Source organism: Acidobacteriota bacterium (genome assembly GCA_040754075.1).
Taxonomy (GTDB): Bacteria; Acidobacteriota; Blastocatellia; order UBA7656; family UBA7656; genus JBFMDH01.
In genome coordinates, this window is record JBFMDH010000001.1 from 38,403 (window position 1) to 53,245 (window position 14,843).

Annotated in this window: 15 protein-coding genes and 1 pseudogene; 12 read left to right on the forward strand and 4 right to left on the reverse strand. The window is 50.5% G+C overall.

The genetic code is table 11. The features are described from left to right. Nucleotides 1–505: 505 nt before the first annotated feature. The 12 genes from AB1757_00140 (at nucleotide 506) to AB1757_00195 (ending at nucleotide 11,652) form a co-directional block, all read left to right on the forward strand. The gene (locus AB1757_00140) at nucleotides 506–1,090 is read left to right on the forward strand and encodes a hypothetical protein (GenBank protein ID MEW6125442.1); all 585 of its coding nucleotides are present in this window, start codon (nucleotides 506–508) and stop codon (nucleotides 1,088–1,090) included. Between the two features lie 37 nt (nucleotides 1,091–1,127). Next, entirely contained in the window at nucleotides 1,128–1,601 is a 474-nt protein-coding gene (locus AB1757_00145; protein ID MEW6125443.1) for a prepilin-type N-terminal cleavage/methylation domain-containing protein, read from the forward strand. Between the two features lie 11 nt (nucleotides 1,602–1,612). After that, nucleotides 1,613–2,674, forward strand: coding sequence for a hypothetical protein (locus tag AB1757_00150; protein MEW6125444.1), 1,062 nt, complete (start codon nucleotides 1,613–1,615; stop codon nucleotides 2,672–2,674). Nucleotides 2,675–2,681: 7 nt separating this feature from the next. Further along, a complete protein-coding gene (locus AB1757_00155) occupies nucleotides 2,682–4,715 on the forward strand; it encodes a hypothetical protein (GenBank protein ID MEW6125445.1) in 2,034 nt (677 codons plus the stop codon). A 401-nt stretch (nucleotides 4,716–5,116) separates the two neighbouring features. Next, nucleotides 5,117–5,638, forward strand: coding sequence for a DUF177 domain-containing protein (locus tag AB1757_00160; protein ID MEW6125446.1), 522 nt, complete (start codon nucleotides 5,117–5,119; stop codon nucleotides 5,636–5,638). A gap of 15 nt (nucleotides 5,639–5,653) precedes the next feature. Next, nucleotides 5,654–5,842 (forward strand): 50S ribosomal protein L32, encoded by a 189-nt coding sequence (gene rpmF / locus AB1757_00165; GenBank protein MEW6125447.1) that lies wholly within the window; start codon nucleotides 5,654–5,656, stop codon nucleotides 5,840–5,842. A 142-nt stretch (nucleotides 5,843–5,984) separates the two neighbouring features. Then, nucleotides 5,985–6,989 (forward strand): phosphate acyltransferase PlsX, encoded by a 1,005-nt coding sequence (gene plsX, locus AB1757_00170; protein ID MEW6125448.1) that lies wholly within the window; start codon nucleotides 5,985–5,987, stop codon nucleotides 6,987–6,989. Nucleotides 6,990–7,083: 94 nt separating this feature from the next. Further along, nucleotides 7,084–8,016 carry an ACP S-malonyltransferase gene (fabD, locus tag AB1757_00175; GenBank protein ID MEW6125449.1) on the forward strand — a complete coding sequence of 311 codons (933 nt, stop codon included), beginning with the start codon at nucleotides 7,084–7,086 and terminating at the stop codon, nucleotides 8,014–8,016. Between the two features lie 76 nt (nucleotides 8,017–8,092). After that, entirely contained in the window at nucleotides 8,093–8,332 is a 240-nt protein-coding gene (gene acpP, locus AB1757_00180; protein MEW6125450.1) for an acyl carrier protein, read from the forward strand. A gap of 59 nt (nucleotides 8,333–8,391) precedes the next feature. After that, nucleotides 8,392–9,633 carry a beta-ketoacyl-ACP synthase II gene (gene fabF / locus AB1757_00185; protein ID MEW6125451.1) on the forward strand — a complete coding sequence of 414 codons (1,242 nt, stop codon included), beginning with the start codon at nucleotides 8,392–8,394 and terminating at the stop codon, nucleotides 9,631–9,633. A 160-nt stretch (nucleotides 9,634–9,793) separates the two neighbouring features. Beyond that, on the forward strand, nucleotides 9,794–10,579 hold the full coding sequence (locus AB1757_00190; protein ID MEW6125452.1) for an electron transfer flavoprotein subunit beta/FixA family protein: 786 nt from the start codon (nucleotides 9,794–9,796) through the stop codon (nucleotides 10,577–10,579). A gap of 89 nt (nucleotides 10,580–10,668) precedes the next feature. Beyond that, on the forward strand, nucleotides 10,669–11,652 hold the full coding sequence (locus AB1757_00195) for an electron transfer flavoprotein subunit alpha/FixB family protein (GenBank protein MEW6125453.1): 984 nt from the start codon (nucleotides 10,669–10,671) through the stop codon (nucleotides 11,650–11,652). A 113-nt stretch (nucleotides 11,653–11,765) separates the two neighbouring features. Here AB1757_00195 and AB1757_00200 read toward each other — a convergent pair whose 3' ends face one another. From AB1757_00200 to AB1757_00215, 4 genes and pseudogenes are all read right to left on the reverse strand, one after another. Next, nucleotides 11,766–13,322, reverse strand: a complete 1,557-nt coding sequence (locus AB1757_00200) for an amidase family protein (protein MEW6125454.1) — start codon at nucleotides 13,320–13,322, stop codon at nucleotides 11,766–11,768. A 109-nt stretch (nucleotides 13,323–13,431) separates the two neighbouring features. Then, nucleotides 13,432–14,121 (reverse strand): hypothetical protein, encoded by a 690-nt coding sequence (locus AB1757_00205; GenBank protein MEW6125455.1) that lies wholly within the window; start codon nucleotides 14,119–14,121, stop codon nucleotides 13,432–13,434. A 39-nt stretch (nucleotides 14,122–14,160) separates the two neighbouring features. Beyond that, nucleotides 14,161–14,517 (reverse strand): annotated as a pseudogene (locus tag AB1757_00210) (putative toxin-antitoxin system toxin component, PIN family). A gap of 70 nt (nucleotides 14,518–14,587) precedes the next feature. Beyond that, nucleotides 14,588–14,818 (reverse strand): hypothetical protein, encoded by a 231-nt coding sequence (locus AB1757_00215; protein MEW6125456.1) that lies wholly within the window; start codon nucleotides 14,816–14,818, stop codon nucleotides 14,588–14,590. Between the last annotated feature and the right edge of the window lie 25 nt (nucleotides 14,819–14,843).

Here is a 14,843-nt window from a genome sequence, read left to right on the forward strand (position 1 = left end):
TAAACCCAAAGTTCCCGAAATGTTCGATTTGGCTTGGTGTGGAAACGTATTAAGAGTTGCGCTAATGATTTACTGGAAGTATCGAATCATCTTGCAGGCGCAAATTTTACGGGCTTGAACCCTCATCGAAGTCTCGCGCTTGTTTATCGCAGAGGTTTAAGAAGCACAGCATCGGCTCACCCTGAAAAAAGGCGATTCGAGCAATCGGACTATGCTCTCAAAGCGGCGCAGCGCCTTTGCTCAAGTTAGAGATGGCGAGTAGGTAAGGTTGTTCCGATTAAGAGGTATTAGTAACGAAAGTACCCAGAGGGTCAATCAACTTGACCGGATAGCTTTGTCGAGGATGACCTGTTCAGGTCAACTCATCGCAGTTTTTGACAGAATTTGTGCCAACTCATAAATGGCATACTGATTGCTAAAAACTAATTGCTAAAAGATAGACAGGTGGTTGGCTCATCGTCTTTGAATTTCCGCAATCTGGCATGAGGAAAAAGGGAATGTACCTATGAAAAGTTGGACTTCAAATCGGCAAACCGGATTTACGGTTCTCGAAACAGCAGTGGTCATCTTGATTATTGGTCTTGTAGCGGCTTTCGCGACTCCCCAAATAAACTACGCGATTAAGGAATACCGGCTCAATGCCGCATCGAGTCAATTTATGGATGCGATTAATAAAGCCAAGATGCAGGCTATATCGGAAAGTAACCAGGCAGGTATAGCCGTCGATATAAACGGGCGACGTATGGGGGTAGTGACTTACAAAGATGATGGCGTCACCGTCGAGAGCATCGTCTTTGTGCCCTTGCCGGAAGGAATTAATTTTCAGCGACCAACCGGAGTGACGGCTGCGCCGGATGGCGTTACCGGCTCCGGCGTCGTGTCTTTTCCACTGACGGACGGCTATTACATTCAGAATTTCAATACGCGCGGTTTTCCGGTGGTGGCATCAGGCACGGATGTGGTTTCGATGTTCTTTGGCAACGGGAAAAATTACAAGGCGATTACCATATCAAGCGTAGGGGGCGTTCGCTCATACCGACTTGAGAATGCTAAATGGGTAAACACGCGGAGCGGAACAACAACCAATTAGACGAAATATTAACTGGCATTTGCTTGAGGTGACGAACATGGAAACGAACAGCAATAATGAAAGCGGATTTACCTTGATTGAGGTGACGATTGCCTCGCTGATCACTTTGATGGGATTGATATTTTTGGCAGGGCTGTTTACGCTTGCCATCTCGCAAAACCGTCTGGTCAAACAATACACCTCCACAACATTATTGGCGCAAGAAAAAATTGAAGAGTTAAACGCGGTTGAAAACAACGATAATCGATTAAAGCCGGGCGGCAATCTGACGACCGCGGCAACCGCCAATGGCATCAATTACTATGATTCCGTCTATGTTGATGATTCAGGGCAGGTGACGACTATCATTCCACAAGGACAAGCTCCCAACTATAAAAGATACTGGTTAATCCAAAGCGATCCGCAATTGAAAAACTCGGTCATCATTTCGGTTCGCGTGGTTTCGATGCAACCCGGACGAAACCTCAAGAAATTTGAAGAGACCACCCTGGCAACGGTGCGATCATGGTAAAGGGGAAGCGTATGACAGACAAAGTGATAAACACGAAGATCAAAGATGAAGGCGGCTTCTCGCTATTGGAAGTAGTGGTGGCGATGTTGCTAACCATCGGGCTGATGGGACTGGTGTTTAGTTTGACTGGCAGAAATCAGCAGATTTTTGTTACCGAATCGAGTGTCGTGGATATGAATCAAAACATCAGGACGGCAACCGACCTGTTGACCCGCGATATTCAATCTTCGGGAGTTGGGTTGCCGGTCACTTACGGCAATTTCGCATCCATTTTTTATACGGATGGAGCCAATGGCGCACCCGATTCCATTTTGATGCTCAACGGCGATCCGTTTTCGCCGGTTGCGGATGTCGATGAACGGGCTGCCGGCAGCGCGGAATTCTTTTTATTTATGCCTAACGATGTCATTGTCACCGGCAGCGGCAGTAATCAGCAATTTTCTTACGTTGATCGCACCGGGAGTTCTAAACCCATCTACCTGGATTATGAAACCGACCCGTATAAAAGACGCTACATTGTCTATGATGAAACCCAGGCAATGATTCTTGACCTGACCAAAGATGGTCAAACTGTAGGCAATGGCGCGACCGAACGCATCAACATTCAACATAACCCGACCAGTTACTTGAATCCGCCAAGTGTGTTCGGAACCGTGGTGGGAACCGGCGAGCCGAACTATGAAAAAGCGAAACTCGCGGTTCTCGGAAGCACGCTTGGCTATCGGCTCAATACGGTAACCGGAGAGTTGGAAAGAACTGAAGATTTGGTGAAATGGTATCCGGTGGCGCGCGGCATCATCAACTTTCAAATCGAATATCGTGTGGTGTTGAAAAACGCCAGCGATACCGTGGAAGAAAAAGTCACCAATGTTCCCGGCGATGGAACGGATGCGACGGCAGGCGGAACACTCACCTCGCGCAGAGATATACGCTCGGTGATTATTACGATACAAGCGGAGACGCCTGATATACCGCGCGGCAACAAGAGCTACCGGCAAGTCACGCATAAATTTGAAGTCGCGCCGCGCAACTTGAATCTGGTAAACAACAACAATCTTAGCGTGGATCAATAGAGGGAATATGACGAGACAGAATCATTCAAATTACGGAAGCGAACGCGGAATGGCGTTGATTACTGCGCTGTTGATGTCGGCAATTCTGTTGGCTTTAGGAATGGCGGTCGTGATGTCGGCGACAACCGACACCATCATCACCAAAAGTCAGCGTTTAGGCGAACAATCATTTTTTGCTGCCGATGCCGGCGTTGCCATTGCGCGTCGGGCTTTGGCGGAAGCCCTTCAGGAAGAGGTCGAGAAAATTCAAGCGGGAACCGCCCCGTTCTTTGATAGCGTTGATGAAACGCCTCAGTCAGGCGAATTCCCGGATATTCAGGTGGTTCCCAACCCGGTGACCAATTCCAACCATCAATTTTACGCGAATGTAAAAGCCAGAGCCGAACAGCTTGCCCGAGTTACAGCGCGCGATCAGATGATGAAAGACCTCAATGGCTCGGAATTCACGTTTAACTTTTTGCCGTTTTCCGGCACCGTGACGCTCAGAAAAGAAGCCGGGATCGCCGACCGCGCGACGGAAACCATCAGGTTGCGTTATGGATTGGAGATTACCGGAAAGACCGATGCCGGCGGCAAAGCTGCGCTGGTGGAGACCGGATTCATCTCGCTGAACATCAATCTGGTCAATAACACTGTGCCTTCATCGACTCGCGATTTCGCGTTTTCGGGATTTGGAACCTTTTATGATGACGGCGATTCCATCGCTGCGGCGGCGCTTGCCACAGGTATCTATTCAGGTCCCGTGCATACCAACACCCATTACAGTTTCCGTTCTTCAAACAGCGTTACTTTTCGCAATGTGGTCTCTCAGGTTGACGATTACATTCGTATGAACAGCACCAGTTTTGCGAGCGGACATCGAAGCGTACCGACAACCGATATTACCGGCATAGACATCAGCGCCGAAGGTTATAAGCGGGTCGCCAGAGTGCCGCTGCCGGAAAATAATTTTTCGCAGGAATACGCCGTGATTAACTCGACCGGCGTGTTAGACCTCAATGCCGATGGGACGCCGGTTGACCCGCCGGGAGTCATACCGGTTGACAATCAGGGAGACCCGATTCCCGTATTTGACAATGACGGACGGGTGAATGTTCATGTGCTCAAAGCCAACCTGCGAACCGCATCCAATACGCAACCAACCATCACCGGCAATAACCTGGCTTCCGGTGTTTATGTTTCATCGGCTGATGGCAGCACGATTACCGGCGCAGGGATTTATGTGGAAGGCAATGCCGACGATGTTCAGCTTTATGCGCTCAATGGCGATCAATATTATGTCGTCAAACAAGGCAGCAATACGACCACCATCAAGGTCAGCGCCTCGTTAAACCAAACGACCATTACCAAAGGTTCAAATTCAACGACCTTCACGGGAATCCCTATGGATAAATCTGACCCGAATAATATAAAACCGGGGGTATCGTTTTTTGTAGACGGCAGCATCGTCAGTTTGCGTGGCGGCAAAGACGGTTCGACCAACCGACGGGCGCTCGCTTCAGGCTCAAGAGTGACCATCACAGCGCAACGTCACATCACCTTGACCGGAGATATAAAATTCACCGACCCGGTGGTTGATTCCTTTGGCAACCCGGTTTCCAATATCTCGAGCGCGCAAAATGTCCTTGGCATCTTCACCAATGATGGCAACGTCTATACCAAGCCGAACTCGCAATATGTCAGCGGTCCTGGTCTGAGCATGGAAGTCAATGCGGCGGTGGCGGCTTTCAACAGCAAAACCAGCAATGACGGCGGACAAATCGAAGGCTCATTCACTTATGCCAGTGGCAGCACCACGCCGGGGAATAACGATGTGTTCGTGTTGATCGGTTCGCGTGTGCAATCGAAAGCCAATCTGACGAACTACAAAAAAGTAAACCGCTTTTTTGATGTGCGGTTTTCGGGTGGCAAGTTTGCTCCGCCATTTTATCCGGGAACTTCATATGAATTGAACAATGAGGAGTTGCCCGGCGATGTCGCGATTTCTGTCATTGATGACCCACGGGCGACCGGGATGACCTGGTTTCGCGAAAATAAGTAAAAGTAGCTGGAAGCGCACCATTGGTGTTTAGCGATTGTGGGCTTCCGCAGTTTGCGTTTAGCCGTTTAATCACCTGATGAAGGGGGTATGCGTATCGGCTTGCCACGTTAAGGCAATACGAAAAGAAGCCTGCTCATTCCGACTCACTTGAAATCAGATAAAGCGCCGTCAGGGAACCTTGAAACCGGGTTTTCGGATGGCGTAGTTTTTTTCTGATGAGAGAGGGTTGCCGATAAGCGAAAATTTCCCGCCGGATATTTAATTGCCTAATTGCCGTGTTGATGCACCGAACTATTTGACAAAAGAGAAGTCGCTTATAATAATGAATGTCTTTTGCGTGAAGCGGTTTTTTGCTTGATGGGAAGCATGACACAAGGCACGCGGGCAGTTTTTGTTAGCCTATGGAACTCAACATCAGTCAGATTGATGAGCGAGATGGACTGAACCTCACCCATCGATATACGGAAGGGGAAATCGGTTTAGTTGGAAACGACGGCAAACTCGTTGGTCGAACCGCTGTCAATCTTCAAGCCACACGCGAAGGTGAAGAAGTTTTGTTGCGCGGCAGCGTGCAGGCAAATGTGCAGTTTGAATGCGACAGATGCCTCGTGGAGATGACGGTTCCGGTCACTCAGAGTTTCGATTTGCTTTATCTTCCGGCAAGCCACCGCAATGCGCGCGAAGAACATGAATTAAAAGCAGATGATCTTTCAATCGCCTATTATCAGGGGCACTTGATTAATTTAGATGACCTTGTGCGCGAACAGATTGAACTGACGCTGCCCATGACCCGGATTTGCCGCGAAAACTGTCAGGGGCTTTGCACCGAGTGCGGAGCCAATTTGAATGAAGGCAAATGTAATTGCGGCAATCAGCAGATAGACCCGCGATGGGCTGCGCTCAAGGGCTTGAAAACAAATTAAGGAGTTTTATTTACCATGCCAAATCCGAAACGCAAACATTCAAAATCGCGTACCGGCAATCGCCGCGCGCATGATTTTTTAGCTACACCTGCCATTAATGCCTGTACACAATGCGGGGCTGCCGTAATGCAACACCGCGTCTGCCAGAAATGCGGTTTCTATCGCGGTCGTAAAGTCATGGAAGTCAAAGAAGACAACCGCTAGTTTTAATTGCGGATTGCGAAATGCGGATTGCGGATTGATGAAGAAATCGTTCAATTCCTAATCGGCAAAACACAATCAAAAGGTAAATGCGAAATTTCAAATTGCACAATCAAAATCTGCAATCCGCAATCGAAAGGTTGGAATGCTGAAAATCGCTGTTGATGCTATGGGAGGCGATTATGCTCCCGCAAGCGAAGTCGAGGGTGCCATTCAGGCGGTGCGTGAACTCGACGCGAGCGTCATTCTGGTCGGACAAATCGAAAAAATCCAAAGCGAACTCGCAAAACATCGCGCCGCTCAGGACGCAGTTTGGGATGAATCGAAGATTGAAATCGTTGATGCGCGTGAAGTCATCACCATGAACGACCCGGTTGCACAGGCGTTTCGTCGCAAACGTGATAGCTCGATTCGCGTCGCCGCCACTCTGGTACAGGAAGGCAAAGCCCACGCACTGGTCAGCGCCGGCAATACCGGCGCAGTGATGATGACCGCGAAACTGATTATCGGGTCGCTTTCCAAAGTTGATCGCCCGGCGCTTGCAACCGTGTTACCCACTTATGATCGCGCCGGTGCGGTGTTACTCGATGTCGGTGCCAATGCCGAATGCAAACCGAAACACCTTTATGAATTCGCGGTGATGGGGTCGCTCTATTCGAGCGCCATCCTCGGCGTTGAAAATCCCCGCGTCGGCGTTCTCTCAATCGGTGAAGAAGAAGAGAAGGGCAACGACCTCACCAAAGAAGCCGCAAAACTGCTGAAAGATTCCCGGCTCAATTTTATTGGCAATGTCGAAGGTCGTGACCTTTACAACAATCAGGCTGATGTTATTGTCTGTGATGGATTCACCGGCAATGTGGCTTTGAAGGTCAGCGAAGGCGTCGTCGAATTCATCATGAGCTTTTTTAAGAAGGCGATGGCGGCGTCGGAAGCGAATGCTGCGATGGCTTCCAATCCGGTATTTGCCAGTTTGCGCAAGCGCCTTGATTATTCCGAATATGGCGGCGCGCCGCTTCTCGGCATCAAGAGCGCAACGGTGATTTGTCACGGGCGTTCCAATGCCAAAGCCATCCGCAATGCGATTGCCGTGGCGCGCGATTATTCGGTTGGTAAAGTTAGTGAAAGGATTGAAGAGCAGTTGACAACCTAGTCCGTAGCCCGTAGTCCATCGTCCGTAGCATCTGACAAATACGACGCTAAGGACAACAGACTACGAATAACTACGGACTACGGACTACGGACGAATGATCAAAGTTGCATTTATCTTTCCGGGACAAGGGTCGCAAACCGTCGGCATGGGTAAAGAATTAGCTGACGCTTTGCCGGTTGCGCGAAAAGTTTTTGATGAAGCCGATGCGGCGCTCGGCGAAGCGCTCTCAACCCTTTGTTTTGAAGGTCCCGAAGAAACCTTGAAATTAACTGCGAATACCCAACCGGCGATTTTGACAACTTCGATTGCGGCGCTTCGCGCCTTGGAAGCGCGCGGCATTCACCCGGATTTTGTCGCCGGTCATTCGCTGGGTGAATATAGCGCACTGGTTGCCGCAGGCGGTTTGAATTTTGCAGACGCCGTGCGCATTGTCAGGCAGCGCGGCGAGTTTATGCAGGAGGCTGTGCCCGCGGGTGAAGGGGCGATGGCGGCGCTGATTGGCGGCGATGTTGCAAGCGTCGAATCGCTTTGCGAAGCGGTGGCGAGTTTAGGTGTTTGCCAGCCGGCAAATATCAATTCGCCAAGTCAAATTGTCATTGCCGGGAATAAAGCCGCGGTTGAACGCGCGGTTGAACTCGCCAAAGATAAAGGCTTTCGTCGCGCTGTGCTGCTTGCCGTCAGCGCGCCGTTTCATTGTCAGTTGATGAAACCGGCGGCAGAAAAATTGCAGCCGGTGCTTGAGGCGACAACTTTTGCCGATTTGCAAACGCCGCTGGTGACCAACGTGGATGCGCGAATCATTGCCACGGGGACAGCGGCGCGGGATAGTTTATGCAGGCAGGTGGCATCGCCTGTGCGTTGGAGTGATTCCGTCAGATTATTACTTGAAGAGGGCGTCGGTGTTTTTGTTGAAGTCGGCGCCGGAAAAGTTTTGTCAGGACTGGTGCGCAACCTCAGCAAAGAGTGTAAGGTTTTCAATGTAGAGAACCTTGAATCACTCGAAGCGACGGTTGCTGCTTTACAATAGCCCAAAGCGATTTGCTGATTTTGCAGGATTAGCTTATCGTTCAAATTGAAATCATAATTTTAGGAGGAGCTAGGAAATGGAAGGTTCCGTTGAAGAGAGAGTAAAACAGATTATCGTTGATGAACTTGGTGTAGATGAAGGTGAAGTGACCCTGAACGCTCGCTTTATTGATGACCTGGGCGCGGATTCGCTCGACACGGTCGAGTTAGTGATGCGTTTTGAAGAAGAATTCGATATTGAAATACCCGACGAAGACGCTGAAAAAATCACCAGTGTTCGTGACGCGGTTGATTATATTGGCAAGCACTCCAAGTAGTGCCAATTGAGGCGTGCCACTAAACGTTGGCGCACGCTTCTCGATTTGGAGGTGATACCTTGAACCGTCGTGTAGTAGTCACAGGTATCGGTTTGGTTTGCGGAGCAGGCAACACGAAGGAAGATGTATGGGCGACTTTGCTGGCGGGTAAAAGTCAGGTCGGTCCCATTACGCGATTTGACACTTCGGCTTTTCCTGTGCGCATTGCCAGTGAAGTGAAAAATTTTGATCCTCTGAAATTCGTTGAGAAAAAAGAGGTCAAAAAGATGGACGTGTTTATTCACTATGCAATTGCCGCAGCGCAAGAGGCGATGGATGATTCGGGATTGAAAATTAACACCGATAACGCCGCGCGGGTCGGAACCTATATCGGTTCAGGCATCGGCGGATTCGGAGTCATTGAACGCGAACACGAAAAATATCTCAAAGGCGGGCCCGGTCGTATCTCGCCCTTTTTTATTGTCGCGTCAATCGTCAATCTCGCATCCGGTCAGGTTTCCATTCGTTTTGGCGCAAAGGGACCGAACTCGGCAACCTGTACGGCTTGTTCATCGGGAGCACACGCCATTGGCGATAGCTTCAGAATTATTCAACGAGGCGATGCCGATGCCATGATTTGCGGCGGCGCGGAAGGCGCGATCACGCCGATGGGCGTTGGCGGATTCGCTTCGATGCGGGCATTGTCGGAACGCAACGCCGAGCCGGAACGCGCCAGCCGTCCGTTTGACGGCAACCGTGATGGCTTTGTGATTGGCGAAGGCGCGGGGATGTTGATTTTGGAAGAACTCGAACATGCGCGCGCGCGTGGCGCAAAGATTTATGCTGAACTGGTTGGTTACGGCATGACGTCTGACGCTTATCACATCACCCAACCTTGCGAAGATGGTGATGGCGCGATTCGTGTGATGCAAACCACCATCAAAGACGCCGGCATCGAACCCCAGCAAATCGGTTACATCAACGCCCACGGCACATCGACCTATTACAACGATAAAATTGAAACGATGGCAATCAAAAAAGTTTTCGGCGACGCCGCTTATTCGATTCCCATCAGTTCAACCAAATCGGTTATGGGGCATTTGCTCGGTGCGGCGGGCGGTGTGGAGGCGGGCGTCCTGGCGCTTGCCGTTCACAATCAAACTGCGCCGCCGACAACCAATTACGAACAGCCTGACCCGGAATGCGATCTCGATTATGTGCCGAACACGCCACGCAAAACCGACATCGCTTATGCGCTTTCCAACTCATTCGGTTTCGGGGGCACCAATGCCGCGCTCCTGATGAAGCGTTACCCCGAATAAATTCGCAGGCACTTGCGGGTATAACGCTCTGCCGACAGGCAGAGATTTCATTTTCGTTTACCGGCGGACAAAGATGCTGATGACTTAACCAAATCATCGGCATCATTGACCGCCTTTCAACGAGTAGATAAAGGCTTATTAAAAATCAAAGGGAAGAGTCATGAACATCGTTGTTTGTTTGAAACAGGTTCCGAAAAAGGATTCGATTTTACGCATTGCAGCGGATGGCAAATGGATTGATGACCGCGACCTCAGTTATGAAATGAGCGAAGCCGATTCTTACGCGCTGGAAGAAGCCTTGCGTCAAAAAGAGAAAATCGGCAGCGGTGAAGTCATCGTTATCGCCTTGGGTCCCGAACGGGTACGCCAGTCCATCAAAGAGGCGCTCGCGAAAGGCGCAGACCGCGCCATTCATCTGTTCGATGATACCTTCAATGCGGCGACTGATGCCGAAGGCGTCGCCACGGCGCTTGCCGCGGCTTTAAAGAATGAAAAGGTTGACCTCGTGCTCACAGGCTTGCAATCCGACGATTACGGTTTCGCGCAGGTCGGCTTGATTCTTGCCGAAAAAATGGGTCTTTCGAGCGCCACCATCGTTATGGAAGTGCAGCCTCATGGCGATAAAGTTCGCGTCAAACGCGAACTCGAAAGCGGCTGGTTCCAGTGGGTCACGATCCCAACGCCGGCGCTACTCACCATTCAATCGGGCATCAATCAACTGCGCTACGCGACCCTCAAAGGCATTATGGCAGCGAAGAAAAAAGAGCTTCGCGAAGTCAAAGCCGCTGACCTCGGTTTATCTGCCGATGATTTAAAAGCCCGTCAGACCATCGAAAAAGCCTATTTACCGGTGAAATCCAAACAGACGGAAATCATCGAAGGCAAACCGTCTGAGGCGGCTGCCAAGTTGGTCGAGAAACTGAAATTCGAGGCGAGAGTTTTATAGATTAGGATACGGGATACAGGATTCAGGATTCAGCTAAGCTCAAAATAACTGAATCCTGAATCCTGTATCCTGAATCCTGGAGGAAGGTAATGAGCGAAGGCATTTTACTTTTTATTGAACAACGCGATGGCGCTTTGAATCGCACATCGCTTGAAGCGCTGGTTGCCGCGCAAAAAATTGCCGCTGAGACCGGCGATAAAATTTCTGCGGTGGTTTTAGGTCAAGGCGTTGCCAATGTGGCAAGCGAATTTGCTACGCGCAAACTTGAAACCGTTTATACAGTCGAAGACGACAAGCTTGCGACCTATACGCCTGATGCTTATGTCGGCGCGTTAAAACAGGTCGTCGAAAAACTCAACCCGAAATTTGTGATGTTCAGCCACACCTACCGGGTGCGCGATTTCGCGCCGCGCCTTTCTGCCGTGCTTGGTAAATCGTTCGTCACCGATTGCATTGATTTTCGCGTTGAAGGCGGTGAAGTGGTTTTCATCCGTCAGATTTTTCAAGGCAAAATCAACACGGACGTTCGCCTGAGTGCCGATGCGCCGATTTTCGCTTCGTTTCAAGCGGGTTCCTATCGCGCCGATTTAGCCGAAGCCGGAAGCGCAAAGGTCGAAGCCTTGACGGTTGATTTATCGGGCGTTGAAGTGCGCACCATAACCGAAGCGCCGTTTCAGGAAGCCAAGGCTGCCGTTGACCTCACGCAAGCGCCGCTCATCGTGGCTGTCGGGCGCGGCATTAAAGAGAAAGACAACCTTAAAATTATCGAAGACCTCGCCGCCGCGATGGGCGCGGAGGTTGCCGCTTCGCGTCCGATTTGCGATAACGAATGGTTGCCGATGGACAGACAAATCGGCAGTTCCGGTCAAACCGTTGCGCCGAAACTTTATTTAGCAGTTGGCATATCGGGCGCGATTCAACACGTCGTCGGCATGAAAAATTCGCAGACCATCGTGGCGATTAACAAAGACGCCGAAGCGCCGATTTTCGACATCGCCGATTATGGCATCGTTGGTGATTTGTTCGAGATTGTTCCGGCGCTCACCGAAGAAGTGAAAAAAGCCAAAGGTTGATGACCGGACGACGAGTTCGTTGAAAAGTTCGCGGCAGCTTTGATTGGCGCATCTTTGGTGTGCGTTGACTTGTCAATGCACACTAAAGATGCGCCGAATTTTCCTCACCTCACTTAGAATTTACCTGCATAAATCGGCGGACGTTTTTTCGTCCAGGGACGTGCTGCTTCAAGTTCATAAGCCAGTTGCAAAAGCGTCGCTTCGCCACCACGCCAGGCGGCAAACTGACTGCCGATGGGCAAGCCAGTTGCCGTCCAGTAAAGCGGCACGGACATCGCCGTCGTCCCGGCTGCATTATGCAAAGGGGTGTAGCCAACCGTATCGAGCACACGACTCATCAAGGTGTTAAATTCCACAGTCGGGCTATGATGACCGAGTTTATAAGGCGGCAGGCGCAAAACCGGGGACAAAATCACATCATAACTTTGAAACATTTTTTCAAGCACTGTGGTTGCCGCAGTGAATTCTTGAATCGCTTTTTGCCAGCAATTTTGCACGCCGCGACGTTTTGCGAGTTCCGCAAGTCCCAACGTCCACGGTTCGAGGTAATCTTCAGGCTTGGCGTCTTTGCCGAACCACTCGGCGACCATCTTCTCGTATTCGACAGTGCCCGATGCCCAAAGTCCGATAAACCCGTCGATGAACGCTTCGCCATTGAGATCGAGTTTCGCTTCTTCAATTTTATGTCCGAGTCGGTCGCAGAGTTTCGCTGTAGAGGTGATGGCATTCTGCACTTCCGGGTCAGGCGCTTTACCGTTTAAAGCTTGCGTGACCAGGGCGATTTTCAAGCGTTTCTTTGATGGCGCGGAAACAAACCCGACCGCCGGTAAGTTGGCAATATTTTTATTTTCAACGACGCTTAAAAAAGCCGCTGTGTCGCGCACCGAACGACTCAGGCAGAGGTTGGACGAGATGTTTAAAACTTCCAAACCGCCGCCTCTTGAGGGACTGTTGCCGAGTTCTCGATTGCGCGAAGGCTTCAACCCGAACACGCCGCATTGACTTGCGGGAATGCGAATCGAGCCGCCGCCATCGCTGGCGTGCGCAAACGGCACGAACCCAGCCGCAACCGCTGCCGCCGTTCCGCCGCTCGACCCGCCCGTGGTGTAGGCAGGATTCCAGGGGTTGCGACTTGCGCCGTACAGAACCGGTTCCGTGGTGTCGATGAGTCCCATCTCCGGCGAACTCGTCACCCCTGTGATAATCATTCCCGCCTGCTCCATCGCCTCAACCAGAGGCGAACTGACTTTCGCAGCCTTACCGTTTTTCTCAATTAATCTGGCGAACATTCGCGAACCGTTGGTGATACTTGCGTCTTTGTAGGCGATGAGGTTTTTCAGCATCGTCGGCACCCCGGCAAACCTTCCCTCACCAGCGCCGCGACGCGCCCGGTCGCGGGCTTTTTCAATATCAAAGAGTTTTGGCAAGACGGCATTGAGTTTCGGATTGAGGCGCTCGACATGGCGTAGCGCGTCTTCGACGAGTTCAAGCGGTGAGACCTGTTTTTTGCGCACCAGTTCAGCCAGTCCCAGCCCGTCGAAACTCGCGAATTCCGAAAGTTTCAATTTGGTTTGAGCGGCGCTTGCCTTGACCACCAACAGCGAAGTGTTTGCCGCAGCCATTGAAAAGAGGGCGGCTTGTTTGATGAAGTCTCTGCGCGTTTTGTCCATACAAAATCCTTTTTAATTATTCGATTGATGTTTGGTGATTAAAATTTTTGCTCTGCTCTTGGTGAAGGGAGAATAGTCGTTTGTAATGCCGGTTGACAAGGCTACGGATTTATTTCCACTCAATTTCTACACTTTCATATTTTTCCGTGCCGAGATTTTTTAGAACATGACGCTTGAGGGGTTCGTGCCAGTTGAAGTCGCCGACCGCGAAACTTTTGGTTTTGGCTTTGCGGTTGTTGTTTTCAATTGCAAGTTCTCCACTGGTAACCGAAACGCTGAGGCGCGGCAAAACGTGCGCGTGCGCAGCGATGGTTTGACCGGGTTCGATGATGAGGCGATAGACGCGCACTCGTTCGTTTTCCAAAATCAGGGTGTGACCGGCGGTTTTTTCGAGAGCGGCTTCCTGCATTGCCGCTTTGGAAACTTTACCGAAAGGCGCGAGAATTTCCGCATCAATAAATCTGAGCGGGGTGTCGCCGACATTGGTGATGCGATGTGTATAGCCGCCTTTGGCAAAACTCGTCCTGCCGGTTTCCATCGTCGTGAAAACTGCCTCCCGTTGACCGACGGTTTCGGTTTTGAGTTTCCCGCCGCCGACATTCACCGGCACATTATCGAGGTCGTGCGTATGAAAGAGCGTGGCGTCGCCAATTTTCACCATTGCATCAATCACCCGCACATAGGGATTTTCAAACATCACTTTATGACGCGGTTCTTTCCCGACCGGCACCGATTGCTGCACAGGAATGAGCAAGCCGACAACGAATAAAAATAGTTTGGCGATTAAGGGGTTTTTCATAGGCGAATGACTTGTTTTTAGTTGATGACTTTTGAAAACTTATGAATCGTTCGCAATCTCATTCAATAACTCAATTGCTGAGAGAATGCGAACTCCTTCATGTTGTTTCAAATCTAAAAGGTGACTATCGCCGGAAACAATCGCTTCGCAGTTTGCGACAAGCGCACAAGCTAAAACCGCATCATCATCCGGGTCAGCCAAAATAACAGGTTCTATCTCATGAGGTTTAACCACAATCGCTAGCGCCGCATATCCTAAAACCAATTCGTGCGCTGTAACATTCGCAATTGTGAGTCTCTCGGCAAATTTTTCACGATTCAACACTTCTTCCAGCTCTTCAAGTAAAACGGCGCTGGTGAATAATTCTATTTTTCCGTTACGGGCAGCATCCAAAACTTGTCGGGGAGCGCCGCGCTAGAACAAACCGGAAATGATGATATTGGTATCGGCTACGATTCGCATTGAATTAACGCTTTGATTGGCGAACGGCAGCAATTTCTGCTTCGACTTCGGCTGCTGTAAGCGGCGGCGTATCTAAATCCGCCAAACGCTCAGCCGCCGCAAAGAGGTTGTCAACGCGACGACGTTGGAGTTCGGCGCGAATCAAGGCTTCAATGGATTCGGCAGTCAGCAAGCCGTTAGCTTCCGCCTCACGAGCTAAATTATCAGGCAAAATAACCGTCAATTCAGATGACATAGTGATTACTCCATTTTGAAATTCA